The following is a 15782-nucleotide window of genomic DNA, read 5'->3' as shown; positions in this document are numbered from 1 at the left end:
GTCGGCGGCCTCAAACGGTGGCACGAACGTACCTTAATGTCGCATCTGTATAACTTTTGACGCATTTGACCGTTTGCGAGTGGTTTTAACGGTGCAAATGGAGCCCCAAAACGGTGCGCTGGTCACCTTGTGCGCGCCGCCTTGGGGCTCGGTGTTACTTATTTATACCTACGCCATAGAAGGGGGTTAGACCGAACGGGCTGATCCGGAAGTCGGTGACTTCCTTGCGCAGCGGCTGGAACACTGTGGAGTTGGCAATCGGTGTGATCGGTACTTGCTGTTTAAGGATCAGTTGCGCCTGTTGATACAGTTTTACCCGCTGTCCTTTGTCGGTGGATAACTTGGCCTGTTGCACTAGTTTGTCGTAGGCCGGATCGCACCATTTGGCGTAGTTGCTGCCTTTTACCGCCGCGCAGCTGTAGAGCACGCCAAGCCAGTTGTCCGGGTCGCCGTTGTCACCTGTCCAGCCATAGATCATGGCGTCGTGCTCGCCATTTTTCGCACGTTTGATGTACTCGCCCCATTCGTAACTGACGATGTTGGCCTTGATGCCGATTTTCTCCCAATCCTGCTGGATCATCTGTGCCGACATCCGCGCATTCGGGTTCGATGCGCGTTGCACTGTCATCGCCCAGAGGTTGATGGTTGTACCTGGCGCAACCCCTGCTTCTTTCAGTAGCACCCGGGCTTTGACCGGGTCGTAAGGGGCATCCTTGATGGTCGGGTCATACGACCATTGCGCCGGCGGTAAAGCGTTTTGCGCCAACTGGCCGGCGCTTTGGTAGACGGCTTTGATGATTGCCGGTTTGTCGATGGCCATGTCCAGCGCCTGCCGCACTTTGAGCTGATCGAGAGGCGCGTGGGTGGTGTTGTAAGCGAGGAAGCCGAGGTTGAATCCGGCCTGTTTGAGCACGCGCAGGTTCGGGTCTTTTTCCATCACTTCGATGTCGGCCGGACGCGGGTAGCCGCTGACCTGGCATTCGCCGGCCTTGAGCTTCTGCAGGCGCACGGCGGCGTCGGGAGTGATCGAGAAAATCAGGTTATCGATTTTGACGTCTTCGGGTTTCCAGTAGGTCTTGTTGGCGGTATAGCGGATTTGTGAATCCTTCTGGTAGCGCTTGAACACGAACGGTCCGGTGCCGATCGGCTTCTGGTTGAGGTCGGCGGCTTTGCCTTCCTTCAACAGTTGCGCGGCGTATTCGGCTGATTGCACCGAGGCGAAGCTCATGGCGAGGTTTTGCACGAACGCGGCGTCAACGTTGTTGAGGTTGAAGCGCACGGTTTGCTCGTCGAGTTTTTCTACCGATTTGATTGTGGTGTTGAGGCCCATGTCAGTGAAGTAGGGGGATTCGGCGGGGTAGGCCTTGCGGAAGGTGTTGTCCGGGTCGAGCAGGCGCTGGAAGGTGAAGAGCACGTCATCGGCGTTGAAGTCTCGGGTGGGTTTGAAGTAGTCGGTGGTGTGGAATTTTACGTTTTGGCGCAGGTGGAAGGTATATTGCAGGCCGTCGTTGGAGATGTCCCATTTTGTTGCCAGGCCGGGTTCGATGTCGGTGCCGCCGCGTTTGAATTGGGTGAGGCGGTTGAAGACGGTTTCGGCGGAGGCGTCGAAGTCGGTGCCGCTGGTGTATTGGCTGGGGTCGAAGCCGGCGGGGCTGGCTTCGGAGCAGTAGACCAGGGTGGTGGCGGCGTTGGCGATCGGGGCTATGGCGGTTAGTGCGAGGGAGATCAAGAGCGGTTTTAGGGTGGATCTTGGCATGGGGTCCCCGGGGAGTCGGCGGTGGTAATCGTGGAAGAGTAGCTGGGGCGGGGGTGTTGGCGGAAATATCGTTTTTCCTGTTGAAGCGTCTATCTCGGCATATCTAGCGCTTGTGGGTATATCCGTTGCTGCGGTAACGGCGGCTTAGGGTTTCGCCCTTACGGCGACTCACTTTTTTTCAAACGCCAAAAAAAGTAAGCAAAAAACGCTTGCTCCTACGTGCGGCCCGCTCGCTGGGGCTCGGGGTTCCTTCGCTGCGGGATCGATCCGGGCGCAGCGTCTCCGGTTTGCTTCGCTGCACCTACCCCCGCTGTGTTTGGCTGCGCCAAACGGTCGCTGCGCTCCCACGCCCGGATCAATCCCTCCACTCAGCCTTCCGACGTCGCCCGTGGATCAAGATCAAGAGCAGGCGAGCTGACACTCGGCCTATTGAGTGGTGAAGAGCGCGGGTGTTCGGCTTTTGATTTGCGTTGTTGCTGCCCCTCACCCCAGCCCTCTCCCGAGGGAGAGGGAGCCGATTTTCGGGCGTTTCAAAACCTGAGTTCGGCTCGGTATTTCACGTCGGCGTAGCTCGCCCAAACACCTCGGTCAGTCCCCTCTCCCTCCGGGAGAGGCTAGGGTGAGGGGCTTTTGATCTGTTTCAGAATCTGAGTTCGACTCGGTATTGCAAGTCGGCGTATCTCTTCCAAACACCACGGTCAGTCCCCTCTCCCTCCGGGAGAGGGCTAGGGTGAGGGTTTGCTTTTGACTGTTTAAATCTGTGTCAGAAAACCAGAACCTTCCCACAAGGTTTTCAGGTTGTCCGTCGGACGTCGGCTCTCTAGGCTCTGGGTGTCGCTGAATGTTCAGTGACCGGGTGTGAGAACCCGCCGAGCTTGAAACTAGCACCAGTAAGACCATAATTGCGGCCGGCTTATTAGCTGTCGCAATGCCTTATGGCGGCTGTGTGCGGGCAGACTTCGGTCTGGCCGGTTTTCTGCTCACCGGTTTCTCACTCCGCACATAGCTGCCACCCTTTGCCACGTGAGAAATGGCCAAGGGCGGCTCGAATGACGAGCAGATTTTCATGAAAGATAAAATTGTCCCCGATCCACCTATCGATCCCACATCCCCACTCGAAGACGCCATCCGCGCCGACGACCAAATCAAAACCCGTGAAGCCATCAAACGCGCCCTGGATTTCTACCTCAGCCCCGAGCCCGTCAAACCTAGGCAACCGAGCACAATGTTCCTGATCCAGCCGAACATCGACACCGAAAGCCTGCTGGCGCATGCCTGTGAATCACTGGCGTCGGCGAACACGTTAACCGGTAACTTTGCCGATCAGTTGGGCCGGCCCGAGCGTAATACGGCGTTGGCGATTCAGCAGATCATCATGCTGGCCGAGCTGGCGGTGAATCGGGCGCTGGATCGGGTTGATCCGCAGACCTGAGACCGCGTTATCGTTCTTCGCGAGCAGGCTCGCTCCCACAGGTGGAATGCATTTCAAACTGTGGGAGCGAGCCTGCTCGCGAAGACGGTGGTTCATCCACAGCAAATCCCGGGCACAAAAAAACCGCCAATCATTCACCGATCGGCGGCTTTTTATTCAGCCCACATCAAATCACTGCATCAACACTTCAATCGAACCATCAGCGGTCATGCTGACCTGGCTCGTACCCGCTTCAACTTCCGGCGTAACCGGCGCGGAATCCATCGCCGCCGCTTTCATCATCATCGGTGCGCGCAGGTACGGTTGTGGATAACCGTTGCTGTTGAGGTTCAGGTTGACGATTTTGTAGCCCTTGCCGCCCAGTGCATCGGTGGCCAGTTGGGCGCGGGCCTTGAAGGCGGTCACGGCTTCTTTGAGCAACTGGTCTTCACTGGATTTGCGGGTCGGGTCGGCGATGGCGAAGTCCATGCCGCCCATTTTCAGGTCGCCCAACAGTTCGCCGGTGAGTTTGGACAGGGCGGCGAAGTCAGCGCTTTCCAGGCGCAGTTCGGCGCGTTCACGCCAGCCGGTGATCTTCTGGCCTTTGGTGTCGTAGATCGGGTAACTGTTGCGGCTGCCCTGGCGCAGGGTGATGTCTTTGACTTGCTTGGCCTGGGCCAGCGCCTTGTTCATGGTGGTGCTGACGTCGGCGGCGAGTTTCGCCGGGTCGGTGTTTTGCTCTTCGGTGTAGAGGGTGACGATCATCAGGTCGCGGGCCACTTCCGTGCTGACTTCGGCGCGCAGGGAAATCTGGTTGTAGTGCAGCTCGTCGGCGGCCAGGGCCGGAAGGCTGGCGACGCTGCCGACGGTCAGGGCGAGAAGGGCGGCGCTGCGGCGAAATGTGTGCATGAAAGCTCCTTGATGAGGGCGCAGGTGATGGTTCGGGGGCCTGCGTGAAACCATCAGACTCTATAAAGCAGCTTCAAGTTGCAAGCGTCGAGCTGCAAGCTAAAAGCTTTTACTTGTAGCTTGCAGCTCGAAACTTGCAGCTTGTGCGGTGTGGTCGTTTGCCGCACTTTCGCCTCTCAGGGCCGCGGCTTGGTTATACTCCGTGCGATCCGCCTGGAGCGCTCATCAGGAGAGCTCATGCTCGCCCCCGTACAACTGACTTCCGCCACTCGCCAGAACCTCTGGCGGCTGACTTTCATCCGCACCCTGGTGCTCGCCGCGCAGGCCGGCTCCGTTGGTCTGGCCTACTGGCTGCAATTGTTGCCGTTGCCGTGGGTGCAACTGGCGATGACCCTCGGCTGCTCGACGCTGCTCTGCGTGTTTACCGCGGTGCGTTTGCGTACCTCGTGGCCAGTGACCGAGCTCGAATATGCCCTGCAACTGGCCTGTGATCTGGTGATCCACAGTGCGCTGCTGTACTTCTCCGGCGGTTCGACCAACCCGTTTGTTTCCTATTACCTGGTGCCGCTGACCATCGCTGCGGTGACGTTGCCGTGGCGCTATTCGGTGATTCTGTCCGGCATCGCGCTGGCGCTGTACACGGTGATGCTGACGCGTTTCTATCCGCTGGAAACCCTGCCGGTCGCCCGCGAAAACCTGCAGATCTACGGCATGTGGCTGAGCTTCGCGCTGGCCGCTGCGGTGATCACCTTCTTCGCGGCACGCATGGCTGAAGAGCTGCGCCGTCAGGAAGAATTGCGCGCGATCCGTCGTGAAGAAGGTCTGCGCGATCAGCAGTTATTGGCCGTCGCCACTCAAGCTGCTGGTGCCGCCCATGAACTGGGCACACCGCTGGCGACCATGAGCGTATTGCTCAAGGAAATGCAGCAGGATCACCCCGACCCGATGCTGCAGGATGATCTGAAGGTCCTGCAAGATCAGGTCAAACTCTGCAAAGAAACCTTGCAGCAACTGGTGCGTGCCGCCGAAGCCAATCGTCGACTGGCCGTCGAGATGCAGGACGTCACCGACTGGCTCGACGAAGCGCTGAACCGCTGGCACCTGATGCGTCCGGAGGCCAGTTATCGCTTCCACCGTCTCGGCCAAGGCACCGTGCCGCGCATGGCGCCGCCGCCGGATCTGACTCAGGCGCTGTTGAATCTGCTCAACAACGCCGCCGATGCCTGTCCGGAAAATCTCAAAGTGACCCTGGACTGGGACGCGGAAACCGTGACCATCAGCATTCGTGACCACGGCGCCGGTGTGCCGCTGGCCATCGCCGAGCAGATCGGCAAACCGTTTTTTACCACCAAGGGCAAAGGTTTCGGCCTGGGCCTGTTTTTGAGCAAGGCCAGCGTGACACGCGCCGGCGGCTCAGTGAAACTCTATAGTCATGAGGAAGGCGGCACGCTCACCGAGCTGCGCCTGCCCCACGGCGCCCGAGGAGACCAACATGAGTGACGAAATCCAAGTCGAAGGCGAAGAACTGCCGCATTTGCTGCTGGTCGACGACGACGCAACGTTTACCCGAGTGATGGCCCGCGCCATGGCTCGCCGTGGCTTTCGCGTCAGCACCGCCGGCTCCGCCGAAGAAGGCCTGACCATCGCCCAGGCCGATCTGCCTGACTACGCTGCGCTCGACCTGAAAATGGACGGCGATTCCGGTCTGGTGTTGCTGCCCAAGTTGCTGGAACTGGACCCGGAAATGCGCGTGGTGATTCTCACCGGTTATTCGAGCATTGCTACCGCGGTCGAAGCGATCAAACGCGGCGCCTGCAACTACCTGTGCAAACCGGCCGACGCCGACGATGTGCTGGCGGCGTTGCTTTCGGAGCACGCTGACCTCGACAGTCTGGTGCCGGAAAACCCGATGTCGGTCGACCGCCTGCAGTGGGAGCACATTCAGCGTGTGCTGACCGAGCACGAAGGCAACATCTCCGCCACTGCCCGTGCCTTGGGCATGCACCGCCGCACCCTGCAGCGCAAACTGCAGAAGCGCCCGGTTCGTCGCTGAACCTGCGCTGAACGACTATCGCCAGCCCTCGCGATAAAACGCACCGATCATCTATGATCGGTGCGTGTCTGTTCTTTTCTATATTGAGCCTTATCCATGAATCAGAACGCTGAATATTCCGCGGTCAACGATGCTGTGCGCGGGCAGTTTTTCCGCAAAGTGTGGGCGATCATCACGCCTTATTGGCGCAGTGAAGAGAAGGGCAAGGCCTGGACGCTATTGATTGCGGTGATCGCCCTGTCGTTGCTCAGTGTGGGCATCTCGGTGTGGTTCAACACCTGGTACAAGGATTTTTACAACGCCCTGCAAAAGAAGGATGAAGCGGCGTTCTGGCGCTTGATTCTGTATTTCTGCGGCATTGCGGCGGTGGCCATTGTCGGTGCGGTGTATCGGCTCTACCTGACGCAGATGCTGACCATCCGCTGGCGTGCCTGGCTCACTGAAAAGCATTTCTCGCGTTGGCTTGCCGACAAGAATTACTACCAGCTGGAGCAGGGCGGTTACACCGATAACCCGGACCAGCGGATTTCCGAAGACCTTAACAACTTCACTTCCAACACCCTCGAATTGGGTATCGGGCTGCTGCGTAATATCGTCAGTCTGGTGTCGTTCTCGATCATTTTGTGGGGCGTGTCGGGCAGTATCGAAGTCTATGGCATCACCATTCCCGGCTACATGTTCTGGTGTGTGCTGGTTTATGCGGTGGTGGGCAGTTGGCTGACGCATTTGATTGGTCGTCGCTTGATTGGTCTGAACAACCAACAACAACGCTTTGAAGCTGACCTGCGTTTTTCCATGGTGCGGATTCGCGAGAATGCCGAAAGCATCGCGTTGTACAACGGCGAACCGAATGAGAACCGCCGATTGAGCGCTCGCTTCGGGAATGTCTGGCACAACTTCTGGGACATCATGAAAGTGTCCAAGCGCCTGACCTTCTTCACCGCCGGTTACAGCCAGGCGGCCATTATCTTTCCGTTCATTGTGGCTTCGCCGCGTTACCTTTCCGGCAAGATCGAACTGGGTGAACTGATGCAGATCAGTTCGGCATTCGGCAACGTCCAGGAGAGTTTCAGCTGGTTCATCAGTGCGTACCAGAGCCTCGCGTCCTGGCGCGCCACCTGTGATCGTCTGCTGAGTTTCCGTCAGGCCATGACCGACAACGAAGAACGCACGCCAGCAATCGACGTGCAGAATCAGGGCAACGAATTGCAGGTGCACAACCTCGGTCTGGATCTGGCCGACGGTCGTCATCTGCTGACCAGTGCCGATATGACTGTGGAACCAGGTGAGCGAGTGATGCTCAGTGGGCGTTCCGGCAGCGGCAAGTCGACGCTGCTACGGGCGATGGGGCATTTGTGGCCAGCGGGGCACGGCAACATCCGTTTGCCGGCGGCGCGTTATCTGTTCCTGCCACAGAAACCGTATCTGCCGATCGGCACCCTGCGTGAAGCCTTGAGTTATCCACAACCGGGCGACACCTACGCGTCGGAACGTTATGCACAAGTGCTGGAAACCTGCCGCTTGCCGCATCTGGTCGCGCGGCTGGACGAGGCCAATCACTGGCAACGCATGCTGTCGCCGGGCGAACAGCAACGACTGGCCTTCGCTCGCGCGTTGCTGTACGCACCGCAGTGGCTGTACATGGACGAAGCCACTTCGGCGATGGATGAGGAAGACGAAGCGACGCTGTATCAGGCGTTGATTGATCAGATACCGGGGTTGAGCATTGTCAGTGTCGGCCATCGCAGCAGCTTGAAACGCTTCCACCCACGGCATGTGCGGATCGACAGCGGCCATTTGGTTGAACAGACCGTGACTGCCTGATCACCGCTAAACCCCTGTAGGAGTGAGCCTGCTCGCGATAGCGTAGGGTCAGTCACATTGATGCTGAATGTGCGGACGTCATCGCGAGCAGGCTCACTCCTACATAAAGCGATGTAAACCGGAAAGTGATCGTACAACCCGCTTGAGCTATCATGCCTTCAAGCCGAATTTTCGAGACTAGATGCACACCATGGAAAACCTGATCGAAACCCCGCGTCTCCCGCGCAAGCGCCGCAGCCTGGCCCAGGAACTGGTGACGGTGCTGAGCGAGCAGATCCGCGATGGCCTGCTCAAGCGCGGTGACAAACTGCCTACCGAGTCGGCGATCATGGAAGCCCATGGCGTCAGCCGCACCGTGGTGCGCGAGGCAATTTCCCGTTTGCAGGCTGCCGGTCAGGTTGAAACCCGCCACGGCATCGGCACCTTCGTACTCGACACGCCAAGCCCGAGCGGTTTCCGCATCGACCCGGCCACCGTCGTCACCCTGCGCGATGTGCTGGCCATTCTCGAGTTACGCATCAGCCTTGAAGTGGAATCTGCCGGCCTTGCCGCGCAACGTCGCAGCGCCGAGCAACTGGCGACCATGCGCGCCGCCCTCGATGCGCTCAACGAAAGCGCCGCCCACGCCAGCGATGCTGTGGCTTCGGACTTCGCCTTCCACCTGGAAATTGCCCTGTCCACCGGCAATCGCTACTTCACCGACATCATGACCCACCTGGGCACCAGCATCATTCCGCGTACGCGGCTGAACTCGGCGCGACTGGCCCATGATGATCAGCAGCATTACATGAGCCGCCTGAGTCGCGAACACGAAGAAATCTACGATGCGATTGCCCGGCAGGATTCCGATGCTGCGCGTGCGGCGATGCGTCTGCATTTGACCAACAGCCGTGAAAGACTGCGCCAGGCCCATGAAGAGGCGCAGGCGCAGGGATGATGGGTAATTAAGGCTGGATTAGAACTTCCAGCGCTGGCGACACCAAATTAGTACCGTCGCGGGTAGTGGTGTAATAAATTGAGGCGTGTTCGTACGAAACGAGGATTTTCTCAAAAACATCTTTGGGAATGGCGAAGCTGAGGGGAGCCCCTGTAGCCTTCAGAGTCAATTCGATTTTTTCGTAGGTAGAAGTTTGTATGAACAGCGTAACCATGCAACTTTCGTCGAGGAATTCGGATTCCGGCAAATGGCATTGAACGTTTCCAACTATCCTCCCAACATAAAGAACACCATTATCGGTTTCGCGTAGAAATGGTTGAGCTAAATTTTTCGTTTGTTGAGTCATGACCATATTCCTTTTCGCTATCTCTTTAAACCGTTGAGCGAGCGCAAGCGATTGCATGCGCTGTCGGAGCCGGTTCTTTACTCCTCAGTCATTAGGCGAGTGACCGGGAGTAGCTGGCACCTGTAAGAAATACCAGTTTCGACGAACGGTAACCTCTACCGCACGACGCGATTCAGCCCTCGATCCGCAACCTCAACACCTCCGAAAACGGCTCCATGCTCGACTCATCACAAAACTTGTAGCGCAATTCGACCTCCCTGTTCAGGTACGGACGCAGCGCTTCTTTGGGGATCTGCAACTCGATCCCCGTCAGTTTTTCCATCTCGTCTTCAGCATCGTCCCAGGTGCCAGTGTCCACTTCTTCGCCTGCCCATTCCGGTTCTTCCGGGTCGCCGCCGAGAATCGGGTAAACGCTCCAGTTCGCTGGAAAATCGCTGGAATCCGGGACTTGCATGATCAATACATCGGGTAGCGCGGATAGCTGAAGGGTGAGGGTGTCAGAGGCAGAGGACGCGATTTGCGCGAGGGTCGGTGCAGCATAATTCACGAACATTTCGGTTTCCTTCGAAGGTCCGCCACGATCCTTCGTGGCAGTTGTCGCACCTTACCGGGCGTTTCTCCAACGCTCAGTAAACGAATCTTGACCAGACATTTCCGCGCCATAACCCTTTAAATACGGGCTTTTGCGACGCGTCCTGGCAAGCCTTAAACAGTTTTGTCCGACAAAAAAACACCCACAACGATGAAATGCAGTTGACGGTTATTATTTAAGTTGTACGATGACCTACAACTTCAGCGAAGGCTGAACGGACCAATCACAAAAAACGTTGCTACCAGGGTGTTCGAATAATGAATCCACAAGAACTGAAGTCCATCCTCTCTGCCGGCCTGCTGTCTTTCCCGGTGACCGATTTCAACGCGCAGGGCGATTTCAACCGCGCGGGCTACATCAAACGTCTGGAATGGCTGGCTCCGTATGGCGCTTCGGCCTTGTTCGCCGCCGGTGGCACCGGTGAGTTTTTCTCCCTGGCTGCCAGCGAATACTCGGAAATCATCAAGACTGCCGTCGACACCTGTGAAACCAGCGTGCCGATCCTCGCCGGTGTCGGTGGTTCGACCCGTCAGGCCATCGAATACGCTCAGGAAGCCGAGCGTCTGGGCGCCAAAGGCCTATTGCTGCTGCCGCACTACCTGACCGAAGCGAGCCAGGACGGTGTTGCCGCTCACGTTGAAGCCGTGTGTAAATCGGTCAACATCGGCGTAGTCGTTTACAACCGCAACGTTTGCCGCCTGACCGCGCCGCTGCTGGAACGTCTGGCCGAGCGCTGCCCGAACCTGATCGGTTACAAGGATGGTCTGGGCGATATCGAGTTGATGGTGTCGATCCGTCGCCGCCTCGGTGATCGCTTCAGCTACTTGGGTGGCTTGCCGACCGCCGAAGTCTACGCCGCTGCCTACAAGGCGCTGGGCGTACCGGTTTACTCGTCGGCGGTGTTCAACTTCATTCCGAAAACCGCGATGGACTTCTACCACGCGATCGCCCGTGAAGATCACACCACCGTCGGCAAGATCATCGACGACTTCTTCCTGCCGTACCTCGACATCCGCAACCGCAAGGCTGGTTACGCCGTGAGCATCGTCAAGGCAGGCGCGAAAATCGCTGGCTATGACGCAGGCCCGGTGCGGGCACCGCTGACCGACCTGACTGGCGAAGAGTACGAAATGCTCGCCGCGCTGATCGACAAGCAAGGTGCGCAGTAACACCCGACAAAAACGCGGCCGCTGAGTAATCAGCGGCTTTTTGCGTAAAGGCTTTTAGTTTTGAGGGCTGCCCCTGTGACAAATGCAAAACGCTACGACAACTACATCAACGGCGAATGGGTTGCCGGTGCCGACTACTCGGCCAACATCAACCCGTCGGAACTGAGCGACACCATCGGCGATTACGCCAAGGCTGACCTGACTCAGGTTCACGCTGCCATCGACGCCGCCCGCGCGGCATTCCCGGCGTATTCGACTTCGGGTATCCAGGCCCGTCACGATTCGCTGGATAAAGTCGGTACGGAAATTCTCGCCCGCCGCGAAGAACTCGGCACCCTGCTGGCCCGGGAAGAGGGCAAGACCCTGCCTGAAGCCATCGGCGAAGTGACCCGCGCCGGTAACATCTTCAAGTTCTTCGCCGGTGAATGCCTGCGCCTGTCTGGCGACTACGTGCCGTCAGTGCGTCCGGGCGTCAATGTTGAAGTGACCCGCGAAGCACTGGGCGTGGTCGGTCTGATCACCCCGTGGAATTTCCCGATCGCCATTCCGGCATGGAAAATCGCTCCAGCGCTGGCCTACGGTAACTGCGTGGTGCTGAAACCCGCCGATCTGGTACCGGGTTGCGCCTGGGCACTGGCGGAAATCATCTCCCGCGCAGGCTTTCCGGCCGGCGTGTTCAACCTGGTAATGGGTAGCGGTCGCGTGGTTGGCGATGCGCTGGTGCAGAGCCCGAAAGTCGACGGCATCAGCTTCACCGGTTCGGTGGGTGTGGGTCGGCAGATCGCGGTCAACTGCGTTTCGCGTCAGGCCAAGGTTCAACTGGAAATGGGCGGCAAGAACCCGCAGATCATTCTCGACGACGCCGACCTCAAGCAAGCGGTCGAGCTGTCGGTGCAGAGCGCGTTCTACTCCACCGGTCAGCGTTGCACCGCGTCGAGCCGTTTGATCGTCACCGCCGGGATTCACGACAAGTTCGTTGAAGCCATGGCCGAGCGCATGAAGTCGATCAAGGTCGGCCACGCGCTGAAATCCGGCACCGATATTGGTCCAGTGGTTTCCCAGGCTCAGCTTGAGCAGGACATGAAGTACATCGACATCGGCCAGTCCGAAGGTGCGCGTCTGGTCAGCGGCGGTGGATTGGTGACCTGCGACACCGAGGGTTACTTCCTCGCGCCAACGCTGTTTGCCGACAGTGAAGCGTCGATGCGCATCAGCCGCGAAGAGATCTTCGGCCCGGTGGCCAACATCGTTCGCGTGGCTGACTACGACGCAGCGCTGGCGATGGCCAACGACACCGAATTCGGTCTGTCGGCGGGCATTGCGACCACCTCGCTGAAGTACGCCAACCACTTCAAGCGTCATTCGCAAGCCGGGATGGTCATGGTCAATCTGCCGACCGCTGGCGTGGATTACCACGTTCCGTTCGGTGGCCGTAAAGGTTCATCCTATGGATCACGTGAGCAAGGCCGCTATGCGCAAGAGTTTTACACGGTCGTGAAGACCAGTTACATCGGTTCCTGATACACGCAATACCCCTGCAGGAGATGCCGAAGGCTGCGATCTTTTGATCTCGATCTTAAAGATCGCAGCCTTCGGCAGCTCCTACAGGGAATACCAAAGAAGATTCACCCGCGCATAAAAATAATCAGTGGGAGTACATCTACATGCAATCGTCCAAGCCGACTCACGTCCGCTATTTGATCTTGCTCATGCTGTTTCTGGTGACCACGATCAACTACGCCGACCGTGCCACGATCGCCATTGCCGGCTCCAGCCTGCAAAAAGATCTGGGCATCGACGCAGTCACCCTCGGCTACATCTTCTCCGCATTCGGTTGGGCCTACGTGGCCGGGCAAATTCCCGGTGGCTGGCTGCTCGATCGCTTCGGCTCGAAAAAAGTCTATGCCCTGAGCATCTTCACCTGGTCGCTGTTCACCGTGCTGCAAGGCTTTGTCGGTGAATTCGGCATGTCCACGGCGATCGTTGCGCTGTTCATGCTGCGCTTCCTGGTCGGTCTGGCTGAAGCGCCTTCGTTCCCCGGCAACGCGCGCATCGTCGCCGCGTGGTTCCCGACCGCTGAACGCGGCACTGCTTCGGCGATCTTCAACTCGGCGCAATACTTTGCCACCGTGTTGTTTGCACCGCTGATGGGCTGGATCGTTTACTCCTTTGGCTGGGAGCACGTGTTCATCGTCATGGGGATTCTCGGGATCATCTTCTCGCTGGTCTGGCTGAAAGTGATCTACAGCCCGCGTGAGCACCCGCGTATCAACGAAGCCGAGTTCAAACACATCGCTGAAAACGGCGGCATGGTCGACATGGATCAGAAGGGCAAAAAGTCCGACGGTCCGAAGTGGGATTACATCCGTCAACTGCTGACCAACCGCATGATGCTCGGCGTGTATCTGGGCCAGTACTGCATCAACGGCATCACCTATTTCTTCCTGACCTGGTTCCCGGTGTATCTGGTGCAAGAGCGTGGCATGACCATTCTCAAGGCTGGTTTCATCGCCTCGTTGCCGGCAATCTGCGGCTTTATTGGTGGTGTGCTTGGCGGGGTGATTTCCGATTACCTGCTGCGCAAGGGCCACTCGCTGACCTTCGCCCGCAAAGCGCCGATCATCGCCGGTCTGCTGGTTTCCAGCAGCATCGTTGCCTGCAACTATGTTGAAGTGGAATGGATGGTCGTTGGCTTCATGGCCCTGGCCTTCTTCGGCAAAGGCGTTGGCGCACTGGGTTGGGCGGTGGTTTCCGACACCTCGCCAAAACAGATCGCCGGTCTGAGCGGTGGCCTGTTCAACACTTTCGGCAACATCGCTTCGATTACCACGCCGATCGTGATTGGCTACATCATCAGCTCCACCGGTTCGTTCAAATGGGCGCTGGTGTTCGTCGGTGCCAACGCACTGGTCGCGGTGTTCAGCTATCTGGTCATTGTTGGCCCGATCAAACGTGTGGTCCTCAAAGAGCCGCCAACCAACGGCGGTGTTGAAGCCAGCGGTAAATTGTCCCAAGCGCATTCCTGAGGAGCGGCGTCATGCAGTTGATTGAACATTCCGACTCGCCGCGCCACATCCGCCTGCACGAGCGGGACAATGTGGTGGTCGTGGTCAACGACCAGGGCGCACCGGCCGGCACTGAGTTTGCCGATGGCCTGGTGACGCTGGAATTTGTGCCGCAGAGCCACAAGGTCACCCTCGAAGACATTCCCGAGGGCGGCCAGGTGATTCGCTACGGTCAGGTGATTGGCTATGCATTGCAGCCGATTCGCCGTGGCAGTTGGGTCAAGGAAGATCAACTGCGCATGCCGACCGCGCCGCCGCTGGACAGCTTGCCGCTGTCCACCGACGTGCCAGACGCACAGGCTCCGCTGGAAGGCTTCACCTTCGAGGGTTATCGAAACGCTGACGGCACCGTCGGCACGCGCAATATTCTCGGCATCACTACCACGGTGCAGTGCGTCACCGGCGTGCTCGATCACGCGGTAAAACGCATCAAGGAAGAGCTGCTGCCGAAGTATCCGCACGTCGATGACGTGGTCGCGCTGACTCATAGCTATGGCTGCGGCGTGGCGATTACCGCCACCGACGCCTACATCCCGATTCGTACTGTGCGCAATCTGGCGCGCAACCCGAACCTCGGTGGCGAGGCGTTGGTGATCAGCCTGGGCTGCGAGAAATTGCAGGCCGGGCAGGTGATGCATGAGGACGATGCGTCGGTGGATCTCAGCGATCCGTGGCTGTATCGCTTGCAGGATTCCAGTCACGGTTTCACCGAGATGATCGAGCAGATCATGGAACTGGCTGAAGTCCGTTTGAAGAAGCTCGACCAGCGCCGCCGCGAAACCGTGCCGGCGTCCGAGTTGATTCTCGGCATGCAGTGTGGTGGCAGCGATGCGTTTTCCGGGATCACCGCCAACCCGGCGCTGGGCTACGCCTCGGACTTGTTGTTGCGCGCGGGGGCGACGGTGATGTTTTCCGAAGTCACCGAAGTGCGCGATGCGATTTATCTGCTGACTTCACGCGCCGAAAGCAAAACCGTCGCCGAGGAACTGGTGCGTGAGATGGATTGGTACGACCGTTACCTGGCCAAGGGTGAAGCGGATCGCAGCGCCAACACCACGCCCGGCAACAAGAAGGGCGGGTTGTCGAACATTGTCGAGAAGTCGCTGGGTTCGATCGTCAAATCCGGCAGCAGCGCGATCAATGGCGTGCTCGGCCCGGGTGAGCGCTTCAAGCAGAAAGGTTTGATTTTCTGTGCGACGCCGGCGAGTGATTTTGTTTGCGGGACGTTGCAGTTGGCGGCGGGGATGAACCTGCATGTGTTTACCACCGGGCGGGGCACGCCTTACGGTTTGGCGATGGCGCCGGTGGTGAAGGTGTCGACGCGTACGGAGCTGGCGCAGCGCTGGCCGGATCTGATCGATATCGACGCCGGGCGGATCGCTACCGGGCGCGCGACGATCGAGGAATTGGGTTGGGAGTTGTTTCACTATTACCTGGATGTTGCGAGCGGCAAGCAGCAGACGTGGGCGGAGAAGCACAAGCTGCATAACGACATTACGTTGTTCAACCCGGCGCCGATTACCTGATGGTTTTGGGGGTAGGTCAAAAGCTACCCTCACCCCAGCCCTCTCCCGGAGGGAGAGGGGGCCGACCGAGTTGTCTTGCGCAATACATCGACCTGAAGCACCGAGTTGATGATGGACTCGACAAGCAGTTCTGGATTCAGCGAAGTCATTTCAGGTCGATGGATTTATGCAATATCCCCCGATCGGTCCCCTCT

Annotated in this window: 13 protein-coding genes; 9 read left to right on the top strand and 4 right to left on the bottom strand. The window is 58.4% G+C overall.

Annotated features, from left to right (window positions below; translation table 11 throughout):
- Positions 1-154 precede the first annotated feature (154 nt).
- Positions 155-1756 carry an ABC transporter substrate-binding protein gene (locus CKW17_RS08455; protein ID WP_095119500.1) on the bottom strand — a complete coding sequence of 534 codons (1602 nt, stop codon included), beginning with the start codon at positions 1754-1756 and terminating at the stop codon, positions 155-157.
- A gap of 1066 nt (positions 1757-2822) precedes the next feature.
- Here CKW17_RS08455 and CKW17_RS08450 point away from each other — a divergent pair.
- Positions 2823-3188, top strand: coding sequence for a DUF6124 family protein (locus CKW17_RS08450; protein WP_256586201.1), 366 nt, complete (start codon positions 2823-2825; stop codon positions 3186-3188).
- Positions 3189-3359: 171 nt separating this feature from the next.
- On the opposite strand, the gene CKW17_RS08445 is transcribed toward CKW17_RS08450, so the two are convergent.
- A complete protein-coding gene (locus CKW17_RS08445) occupies positions 3360-4076 on the bottom strand; it encodes an SIMPL domain-containing protein (RefSeq protein ID WP_095119498.1) in 717 nt (238 codons plus the stop codon).
- Positions 4077-4313: 237 nt separating this feature from the next.
- Between CKW17_RS08445 and CKW17_RS08440 the strand changes: the two genes are divergently transcribed.
- The 4 genes from CKW17_RS08440 (at position 4314) to CKW17_RS08425 (ending at position 8890) form a co-directional block, all read left to right on the top strand.
- The gene (locus CKW17_RS08440; protein WP_038357512.1) at positions 4314-5576 is read left to right on the top strand and encodes an ATP-binding protein; all 1263 of its coding nucleotides are present in this window, start codon (positions 4314-4316) and stop codon (positions 5574-5576) included.
- Positions 5569-6129 carry a response regulator transcription factor gene (locus CKW17_RS08435; RefSeq protein ID WP_003221630.1) on the top strand — a complete coding sequence of 187 codons (561 nt, stop codon included), beginning with the start codon at positions 5569-5571 and terminating at the stop codon, positions 6127-6129. The genes CKW17_RS08440 and CKW17_RS08435 overlap by 8 nt, the downstream gene beginning before the upstream one ends.
- Before the next feature lie 96 nt (positions 6130-6225).
- The gene (locus tag CKW17_RS08430) at positions 6226-7953 is read left to right on the top strand and encodes an ABC transporter ATP-binding protein/permease (RefSeq protein ID WP_095119497.1); all 1728 of its coding nucleotides are present in this window, start codon (positions 6226-6228) and stop codon (positions 7951-7953) included.
- Between the two features lie 190 nt (positions 7954-8143).
- On the top strand, positions 8144-8890 hold the full coding sequence (locus CKW17_RS08425) for a FadR/GntR family transcriptional regulator (protein WP_016984324.1): 747 nt from the start codon (positions 8144-8146) through the stop codon (positions 8888-8890).
- A 7-nt stretch (positions 8891-8897) separates the two neighbouring features.
- On the opposite strand, the gene CKW17_RS08420 is transcribed toward CKW17_RS08425, so the two are convergent.
- Positions 8898-9236 carry a hypothetical protein gene (locus tag CKW17_RS08420; RefSeq protein ID WP_141234560.1) on the bottom strand — a complete coding sequence of 113 codons (339 nt, stop codon included), beginning with the start codon at positions 9234-9236 and terminating at the stop codon, positions 8898-8900.
- Between the two features lie 172 nt (positions 9237-9408).
- Positions 9409-9789, bottom strand: a complete 381-nt coding sequence (locus CKW17_RS08415) for a hypothetical protein (protein WP_095119495.1) — start codon at positions 9787-9789, stop codon at positions 9409-9411.
- Positions 9790-10085: 296 nt separating this feature from the next.
- On the opposite strand from CKW17_RS08415, the gene kdgD reads away from it, so the two are divergent.
- The 4 genes from kdgD (at position 10086) to garD (ending at position 15588) form a co-directional block, all read left to right on the top strand.
- Complete coding sequence (gene kdgD / locus CKW17_RS08410; protein WP_034154457.1) at positions 10086-10997, top strand: 5-dehydro-4-deoxyglucarate dehydratase; 912 nt, start codon at positions 10086-10088, stop codon at positions 10995-10997.
- Between the two features lie 75 nt (positions 10998-11072).
- Positions 11073-12518, top strand: a complete 1446-nt coding sequence (locus tag CKW17_RS08405) for an aldehyde dehydrogenase family protein (RefSeq protein WP_034154458.1) — start codon at positions 11073-11075, stop codon at positions 12516-12518.
- 143 nt (positions 12519-12661) lie between these two features.
- Positions 12662-14023 (top strand): MFS transporter, encoded by a 1362-nt coding sequence (locus CKW17_RS08400; RefSeq protein WP_007915342.1) that lies wholly within the window; start codon positions 12662-12664, stop codon positions 14021-14023.
- Positions 14024-14034: 11 nt separating this feature from the next.
- Positions 14035-15588, top strand: a complete 1554-nt coding sequence (gene garD, locus CKW17_RS08395; protein WP_095119494.1) for a galactarate dehydratase — start codon at positions 14035-14037, stop codon at positions 15586-15588.
- Positions 15589-15782: the final 194 nt, after the last annotated feature.

It is taken from the genome of Pseudomonas sp. Irchel s3f10 (assembly GCF_900187515.1).
Lineage (GTDB): Bacteria > Pseudomonadota > Gammaproteobacteria > Pseudomonadales > Pseudomonadaceae > Aquipseudomonas > Aquipseudomonas tensinigenes.
The sequence above is the reverse complement of the archived record's forward strand: the minus strand, read 5'-3'. Positions and strand labels throughout refer to the sequence as shown.

Bases quoted from the DNA above. Each gene is read 5' to 3' on its own strand.
- CKW17_RS08455 (WP_095119500.1), bottom strand. From the start codon at position 1,756: ATGCCAAGATCCACCCTAAAACCGCTCTTGATCTCCCTCGCACTAACC.
- CKW17_RS08450 (WP_256586201.1), top strand. From the start codon at position 2,823: ATGAAAGATAAAATTGTCCCCGATCCACCTATCGATCCCACATCCCCA.
- CKW17_RS08445 (WP_095119498.1), bottom strand. From the start codon at position 4,076: ATGCACACATTTCGCCGCAGCGCCGCCCTTCTCGCCCTGACCGTCGGC.
- CKW17_RS08440 (WP_038357512.1), top strand. From the start codon at position 4,314: ATGCTCGCCCCCGTACAACTGACTTCCGCCACTCGCCAGAACCTCTGG.
- CKW17_RS08435 (WP_003221630.1), top strand. From the start codon at position 5,569: ATGAGTGACGAAATCCAAGTCGAAGGCGAAGAACTGCCGCATTTGCTG.
- CKW17_RS08430 (WP_095119497.1), top strand. From the start codon at position 6,226: ATGAATCAGAACGCTGAATATTCCGCGGTCAACGATGCTGTGCGCGGG.
- CKW17_RS08425 (WP_016984324.1), top strand. From the start codon at position 8,144: ATGGAAAACCTGATCGAAACCCCGCGTCTCCCGCGCAAGCGCCGCAGC.
- CKW17_RS08420 (WP_141234560.1), bottom strand. From the start codon at position 9,236: ATGACTCAACAAACGAAAAATTTAGCTCAACCATTTCTACGCGAAACC.
- CKW17_RS08415 (WP_095119495.1), bottom strand. From the start codon at position 9,789: ATGTTCGTGAATTATGCTGCACCGACCCTCGCGCAAATCGCGTCCTCT.
- kdgD (WP_034154457.1), top strand. From the start codon at position 10,086: ATGAATCCACAAGAACTGAAGTCCATCCTCTCTGCCGGCCTGCTGTCT.
- CKW17_RS08400 (WP_007915342.1), top strand. From the start codon at position 12,662: ATGCAATCGTCCAAGCCGACTCACGTCCGCTATTTGATCTTGCTCATG.
- garD (WP_095119494.1), top strand. From the start codon at position 14,035: ATGCAGTTGATTGAACATTCCGACTCGCCGCGCCACATCCGCCTGCAC.